At 57.8% G+C, this 7,200-nt stretch carries 8 protein-coding genes; 5 read left to right on the forward strand and 3 right to left on the reverse strand.

Annotated elements, in window-relative coordinates; genetic code table 11:
- The first annotated feature begins 176 nt into the window (after positions 1 to 176).
- The 5 genes from ABIE18_RS21960 to ABIE18_RS21980 all read left to right on the forward strand — a co-directional run bounded on the left by ABIE18_RS21960 (position 177) and on the right by ABIE18_RS21980 (position 4,187).
- On the forward strand, positions 177 to 923 hold the full coding sequence (locus ABIE18_RS21960) for a TIGR02391 family protein (protein WP_499724632.1): 747 nt from the start codon (positions 177 to 179) through the stop codon (positions 921 to 923).
- A 248-nt stretch (positions 924 to 1,171) separates the two neighbouring features.
- On the forward strand, positions 1,172 to 1,528 hold the full coding sequence (locus ABIE18_RS21965) for a transcriptional regulator (RefSeq protein ID WP_499724633.1): 357 nt from the start codon (positions 1,172 to 1,174) through the stop codon (positions 1,526 to 1,528).
- Positions 1,529 to 1,808: 280 nt separating this feature from the next.
- Complete coding sequence (locus tag ABIE18_RS21970) at positions 1,809 to 2,372, forward strand: hypothetical protein (protein ID WP_499724634.1); 564 nt, start codon at positions 1,809 to 1,811, stop codon at positions 2,370 to 2,372.
- Complete coding sequence (locus ABIE18_RS21975) at positions 2,369 to 2,953, forward strand: recombinase family protein (protein WP_499724635.1); 585 nt, start codon at positions 2,369 to 2,371, stop codon at positions 2,951 to 2,953. The genes ABIE18_RS21970 and ABIE18_RS21975 overlap by 4 nt, the downstream gene beginning before the upstream one ends.
- 91 nt (positions 2,954 to 3,044) lie before the next feature.
- On the forward strand, positions 3,045 to 4,187 hold the full coding sequence (locus ABIE18_RS21980) for a hypothetical protein (RefSeq protein ID WP_499724636.1): 1,143 nt from the start codon (positions 3,045 to 3,047) through the stop codon (positions 4,185 to 4,187).
- Between the two features lie 51 nt (positions 4,188 to 4,238).
- Here the strand turns inward: ABIE18_RS21980 and ABIE18_RS21985 are convergent, their stop codons facing one another.
- The 3 genes from ABIE18_RS21985 to ABIE18_RS21995 all read right to left on the reverse strand — a co-directional run bounded on the left by ABIE18_RS21985 (position 4,239) and on the right by ABIE18_RS21995 (position 6,886).
- Complete coding sequence (locus ABIE18_RS21985; RefSeq protein ID WP_499724637.1) at positions 4,239 to 5,513, reverse strand: hypothetical protein; 1,275 nt, start codon at positions 5,511 to 5,513, stop codon at positions 4,239 to 4,241.
- Between the two features lie 237 nt (positions 5,514 to 5,750).
- Complete coding sequence (locus ABIE18_RS21990) at positions 5,751 to 6,083, reverse strand: hypothetical protein (RefSeq protein ID WP_499724638.1); 333 nt, start codon at positions 6,081 to 6,083, stop codon at positions 5,751 to 5,753.
- Positions 6,084 to 6,403: 320 nt separating this feature from the next.
- Positions 6,404 to 6,886, reverse strand: a complete 483-nt coding sequence (locus ABIE18_RS21995; RefSeq protein WP_499724639.1) for a zinc finger domain-containing protein — start codon at positions 6,884 to 6,886, stop codon at positions 6,404 to 6,406.
- Positions 6,887 to 7,200: the final 314 nt, after the last annotated feature.

The following is a 7,200-nucleotide window of genomic DNA, read 5'->3' on the forward strand; positions in this document are numbered from 1 at the left end:
TCAACGACCGACCGCGCAAAAGACTAGAGTTCAGGAAACCGATCGAACTGATCGAAAACCTCCTGTTGCAATGACCGCCTGAATCCGCCGATCCCCTTACGGGCAGTTTATTTCTGGAGCCCTTCGACGTCGGATCAATAAGGTGGATCGTCAGTGGTGGTAGTTATGCTGCTGGAGTGGATGAACCATGGATGATCGAACGACTGGAATGGTGGATCGCTACCGCCCGCGCCGCCCGAATTACTGGGGTGAGTTCAGGCCGGCGAACCGTTTATGGGTTCATGTATGACAGCAGTGATTCGTACCTGGAGATGCGCGAACGTTCTGCGCAAACCCGTTCCGTCATTGCGAGGGTGCTGGGGAGCAACGATTTACCAAGCCTCATGAGGCGAAGGGATAACGCGTACTGGGTTGACGAGGGCATCGAGTTTGCCGAGCACGCTTTGGCGATTCTGAGAACTCGCGCGGAAACTCACGAGAAACTAGGAACGAATGCCCCGACGATGAAAGCGGATGCCCTTCACTCGCTCATTTGGGATGCTGCCTCTCTCCGGTGGGAATCAGGGCATTACACTGATGCAGTTCAGAGAGCGGCGACCGCTCTTAGCGGCCACGTTAAGGACCTAACGGGTCGATATGAACTTGGCGACAATGAGCTGATGACCCAAGCTTTCTCTCTTTCCGCGCCGCAGGCGGGAAAACCGCGGCTTCGCTGGCCCGGAAAAGATGATGACTTAACGGTGAAGGCGATGCGAATAGGCATCCTCAACACGGCGCAGGGAGTGTTTTCGGCCATTCGTAACCCGGCCACGCACACGACAGACGAACTCCCGAAGCAGGAAGCTCTTGAGCAACTCGCATCACTAAGCGTGCTTGCGCGTTGGATCGATCGGTGCGAGCTGGTTCGCGTAGAGGCCGCATGAGCTTGGTCGTCGTTGCTCAACTGCGAGTCGCCCGCTGAAGTTCTTAAATAGGGTCGTATTCGTGCACACGCTAAGCCCGCCCAAGGTCGGATAATCGATACCGGTCGTTTAGCGGAATCTGATCAGCGAATTTTGCACGAAACACTGCACGAAACCGGAAATTGAACAAAGGCAATCTGTGTTGAGTTTCGTGCACGCTTGCTAACCTGAGCCCAGAGGCAACCGACGCCGCACCACAGGAGAGACCAATGCCTACCCTCAAGCCCAGGAACCCGGGCCACCGCACAAACGAAGCACGAGTCCTGATACAGGATGTGATCCCGTACGAGGTGGCCCAAAGCCTTGAAGGACTGCAGGGACCGGGGGAGGGCGTTCTCAGGCTGCCGCAGCACATCTACTGGGGACCGCAGCCGGAATGCGATCTGGGGCAGCCAGAAGGCGTGTATAAGGCATATCAGGCGATCCTTCGTGAAGGTACCCGAGCGGACCAAGAGCGGCTGCTCAACGCTGGCCTCCTGATGCGGGTATGGAGTGAGTTGATGCTGCCCGTCCGTGTCCGCGATTTGTGGGAGAAGAAGTTTCCCCAGCTGGCGCAGCGCTCCTAATGTCGGACGTGGAATACCAGCGTGATGTCACGCGTCTGGCACTGGACGCCTTGGCCAGCGGAGGATTCGCCTTGGCAGGCTCTGGAGCAATCCGTGAGCACGGAATTATCGATCGACCGACCCAGGACATCGACCTGTTCACGTCCGTCACCAGTACCGATGCTTTCGCCCTCTCGACACAACGGCTCGCGGCCGCCATGCGAGATCGCGGCCTCGAGGTAGCAGAGCGCCGCAGTTCGCAAACTTCTCCGTCACTTCACCGACAGGCCAAACTGTCGAAGTGGACCTTGGCGTCGACTGGCGCGCTGTCGAGCCGGTCACCCTGTCCATCGGGCCGGTCCTCAGCCTTGAAGACGCCGTGGGCAGCAAAGTCGTTGCTGTCTACAGCCGCGCTGAAGTCCGTGACTACCTTGACCTTGACGCCATCAGGGAATCCGGGCGATTCACCGATGGGCAACTGCTTGACCTGGCCGCTGACCGTGACCCCGGTTTCGACGTCGCAATGTTCGCCGGGCAGCTCGAACAGATCAACCGCATCACCAGCACCCTTCGCGTGCAGGAGTACGGCGTCGAAGAGCAAGAGCTGGCGCAGCTCAAATCACGGCTCAGTGGATGGGCCAATGAACTTCGCGCAAACCCGCCGACACTTGGCCAGCATCCTATCCAGAAGAACCAGGAACAATCACCCACTGTGGACCCCGGAATGGAACAGGTCATGAAGCTGGTGCACGCCTCCTATCCCGTTTCAGCAAGGGACGCGCTGAAGGCACCCACCCAAGGGTCGGCCGCCGAGACGGGGCAATCCGACAAACGCCGTGGGCCGCAACAAGGAAGGAACTTGTGACAGCCAACCTCGTCGGCTATGCCCGCGTCAGCACAGCCGAGCAAAACCCCCAGCTGCAGCAAGACGCCTTGGATCGGGTCGGGGTTATCCGCACCTTTACCGACTACGCATCCGGTTCGACGCAGGACCGGCCTGAATGGCAGAAATGCTTGGAGTTCCTGCAACCGGGCAACGTCTTGGTGGTCTGGAAGCTGGACCGCGTGGGGCGATCCACCGGTGACCTCGCCCGCATAGTGACAGAACTGGACCAACGAGGCATCCAGTTCAAATCTCTCACCGAGAGCTTCCTCGACACCACCACTGCAGATGGACGGCTCATCTTTCATATCTTCTCTGCACTGGCAGAACACGAACGCAGCAGAATGCTCGAACGCACGCGGGCAGGGCTCGAAGCAGCGCGTGCTCGCGGTCGTGTCGGCGGCCGGCCATCCACAATGACTGACGTTCAAATCGGTGCCGCCCGAACCATGCACGCTAACAACACTCCGATTACGGAAATTGCCAAGGCTTTGGGCGTCGGGAGAATGAGTGTGAGTCGCGCCCTCGCGAAATCCCAGCCCGTACAGGTCGTTGCACCCTAGCCTCATGGCCCGGGTGCCAACTTACCGAAGCGGACGTTCCCGAAGCGTGTGAACGTTGCTTGCTCATGGGCGCTCGGTTAATACTTAGCTCATGGGCACTCACGCATGGGTGAATTGGGACGCCTACTCTAAAGATGAGCCGGAGACTGAAAACTTCGACGTTGAGTTGCATTCTGACAGGTCTTTCGTAGGAGGACCCGTCGCCTTTGGCCCGTATCAATTGTCTATTGTTACCAGGGAATCTTCATCAGTTGGGCTCGCCGTGCTTCTTAGGGGCGCCGTGCACGCCGACCTCCTTCCCCAGGTGGTGATCAACGGTGAGCTTGCGAAATCTGATTCAGCCGCCTACCACGGCGGCACGATGAGCGATGAAATAGCAGCTCTGATGTCTCTCACGCTTGGCGTACGTCTTCGCGTTGCTGGAACTCGCCGTCTGTCGGGGACCCACGAATCCGGTCAGGACGCACAGCCGATGTATATGGAAGTGCCCCGGCTTGCTCACCCAGGCCCAACCGGCCGCGAGCGGTTACCCTCAGTGATGAGCCGACCGGCCGACTTGCGCGACGTATCTCGACTGGCGACATTTCCCCTCATCAGCGAAAGCGATCAGGTGGAACTCATACGAGCCGCTCGATCGTATTCAACGGCACTTTGGTGGGCGAACGAGGATGCTAATCAAGCTTGGTTGCAACTAGTAACAGCTGTGGAGATCGCTGCCAAGCACCGCCAGACCAATGATGTTTTAGCGACTGATCTCATTGAGGACGTATGGCCTGAGATATGGGAGCCACTGTTGTCAGCCGACCTAGAAGTTAGGGAGGCAGTTGCCCGGGAGTTGGCTCCTGTCGCACGGGTGACCAGGGCCTTCAAAGACTTCGTGGAACAATGTGCGCCGCCAGCGCCACCGCAGCGGCCGCAACATTACGAGTCTTTGGACTGGACAAAAATGCGCCACCATGCCCAGGTCATCTATGAGCATCGGTCGAAGTCCCTTCACGCTGGCAAACCCTTCCCCCTTCCGATGCAGGGGGCGCCTTTCGTTGACTCAGAGGGGGCCGTCCAAGAAGTCCCTGGGGGGCTCAACGCTGGGGGGCTCGGCGGCGTGTGGGACGCTTCAGAGTCGCCTATGTTGCTGCAGACCTTCGAATACATTGCCAGGGGAGCGTTACTCACCTGGTGGGATGAGCTCGCGGCAAAGGCAGGCCTGAACTCATCAGCCGTCGACCCTACATAGCCGAAACGTTACCGGCCAATTTGCACAGCTTGGTTCTTGAGTGGCAGCCCTTCAGCCGGGAGCGCCGGTTGTCGTTGGCCGCTGGCCTTCAATTCGGATCTCCTGAATACCGTCAGCATAGGTGCAGTCATCGTCTACTTCTATCTTTCCAGTGAGTACCTTGGCATCTGGTCCTAGGTGCTGAGATCTGAATAGTTCCGTTTCGAAATGGCAGTCCCGGAACGTGACACTTCCGTACTTATCCGTCGGACGTGTGATCGTGCGAATATCGAGCTTCGCTCCGTGGCGGAACACGCAATCCTGGAATATGACTTTGGCGTTGTAGCCCTGTATGAAGATTCGCGCGTTACCAAAGGTCACTCGGTGAAAGATGATCGCTGACGCGGCGTAGGACGCCTCCTCGCCCTTGGAGGGTCGCTCGTTAGAGCTAATGATTAGGCTTCCTCTAGCCAACCAGGAATCGCTGATGGTGATGGAATGTGCGCGTCCTCCTTCGCTGATCAGCCCAAGTAAGCCGCCGTTCAGTTCGATTCTGCGCAGTGTTGACGCAGGTCTGTTGTGATCTTCTGAGCGGGAGATGGTGACGATGCCGGCCTCCTGAACGATCAAGCCCCGAAGGTCTGGCGTCAGCTCATTAGTGTCTATCTTGATTTTGCATTCACCCCAGAATTTTCGGTCTGGGGTCTTGGCTGTCAGTCTGTCCTGGATGGCGTTGAAGGTAATACGCTCCAGTTCCCTTATGTCTCTGGGATCTTGTAAGGACTGGAGGGACCTGAATGTGGAGCAGAGAAGGTCGATACAAACTTGTCGTTGGTCTAAGTCGCCGTGTTCCGCCCAATCATCTGCAAGGGCGGCGAGGCTGTAGACGCCCGCGATTTTGATAGCTAACTGATCCGATGCGAGCTGCTCTGCTGCTTTGCTGTATCGAGTTCGCAGGTCGGCAGCAAGGGCATCGAGCCTGCGGTTCTGGTCCAGCTCATGTTGTTGCGTGGAGAGGTGTAGGGCATCGGCTGCTACTTGCTGCGCATTCGCGGCTGTGAGTTGTGCTTCTACAGCTAGTTCTTGTGACTTCTCTGCTGTTTGTTGTCGCCGGTAAGAGAAGAAAAGGGTAATGCCAACGCCCAGAGCAGCTGCGGTAGTTACAGCGTTTCTGAGGACCTCGAAGAGTTTGTCTTGGCTCAATCGGGTGGCGCTGTTGAAGGGCCAGGGATCGGCGACTTCGTATGCCATGAATCCCCAGAAGAGGCAACCAACGATCACCAGAGAAGCTATGAAGCCCCACAAAAAGACGAAAGATAGCTTCATTGGTTTCGATGTTTGCGGCATTTCCCTTAGTGCTCCAAATGTTTAGGCTGTGCATGATCTCGGAGGGAGTTGGTGACACGCAATATCGTGGTGAACTGCGATTGCGTGCAGATGGTGAAGGGGCCGTTGTCCATATCGGCCGAGCATCGAGGCAATAATTGCGGCTGGGTGAGGAGGCCTAGGCAAGCTACCCGATTGAAAACCACTGCTACAACTGCGGTCAGCACGCGGCGAGAACCGTCTACTAAACCCGGATACTCACGACTGGTCCCACGCCTCCACAGTAACCGTGGCGTCATCCCGGCACCGAGAGAGCACGTCGTCTTTGTCGTCTGCCTTTTCTAGTGCAGGACCTGGCCAAGTTCTGAGTGCCATGCGTTTTGCTGAGTCCTCATCAGCCAATACTGAACGGAGTTCTCCTGCCACGAGTTCGTAAATGTAGGGATAGCCTCCGCTGTCCTGGACCATGGATGCGCGGCCTTGTTGGACTAGAGCGTTGATCCAGTCAAGGTTGTGCGCTGACCAGCGCACAAGGTTATGCCGTGTTCCCTGATCGTCGGAGTGGTAAGCCGTTACGTCGTAACCAAGCATTGGTCCTCCATGTCATAACGAAGCTGCACGTTCTACATCGGCGGCGAGGGACAGGAGTCACTCATGAACAATGATCTTCCCGAATATCAAGGGGGTCCAAATCCGATTAAGCCCCTCGCCCTCATAGGCACGGCAAAAGCTAGATCCTTCGGGCTTTTCCCGCACACATGTGGACGACGGGACCCACCTGACCGCCTGCACACAACCACCACGTCACCACCGGGACGATCTAACCAAGGGCGAGCGGTGACCGTGCACAGCCTCCCAGCGTCGGGAACGGGCCCTTGCGGGCCGCCTCAACAGGACGGGAATTTCGGGTCCTATGAGTAAGGCCACGGCTTTCCTGAGAACTCCTCGTATGCCTCGGTCTGGCGGGACAGCAGTGGAACAACATCGGGTTTCTCAGACGCCAAGGGCGAAAGCTTGATCCGCCCAGCATGAGGCTTCTCAGCGATACGGTCGGTGTTCGTCCGGCAAAACTTACCCGGTTCGGCATCACACCGAGGACATGTCCGCGACTCAACGTCCTCCAGGACAGTTGGGATAAGCTCCTCAGCTGCAGCCTGGGCAGCTCTCTTTGCATCGCGTGCGGCCGCCGCCTTCTGTGCTTTGGCCGCGTCGACCACTAGTGGCGGGACGTCGTGACCCTGTGCCAAGACCGCGGAATATGTCGTCTGAGGATACGTAGGGTTGTCCTGAAGAATCTGGCGCAGTTTGGGGCCGGCGTCCTTCTCCGCGACGCGGTAAAACCTGCTCCTCGCTGACGCATCCGTAGTCTGCGGCGATTGCCGCTGGGACACCATTGGCAGGCACTCCCCCATCGCGGATTTGATTATCAGCCTGGGCTTCTCTGCTGCCGTTCGATGCCGCGTAACTCTGCACCGGTATTGGTTGGGTTCTGCCAATTGAGGGATAGATTGCTGGCCCGGCCGCAAACACTCGGATTCCCGCTGCGGCCGCCCCAAGGCCAAAGCACGTGCTCAATCCACCGAAAGCCCCACTTCCTTGCTTGTTAGAAATAAGTGAAGAGTGTGGCCAGGACGATTGGCACCCCAATCAAAAGACCAAAGATCCATCCTGCGCGGCGACGTCGCGCTCTGCCGACGAGAGTTCGGAG

Origin of the sequence: Arthrobacter sp. 2762 (genome assembly GCF_040548745.1) — a bacterium.
Lineage (GTDB): Bacteria > Actinomycetota > Actinomycetes > Actinomycetales > Micrococcaceae > Arthrobacter.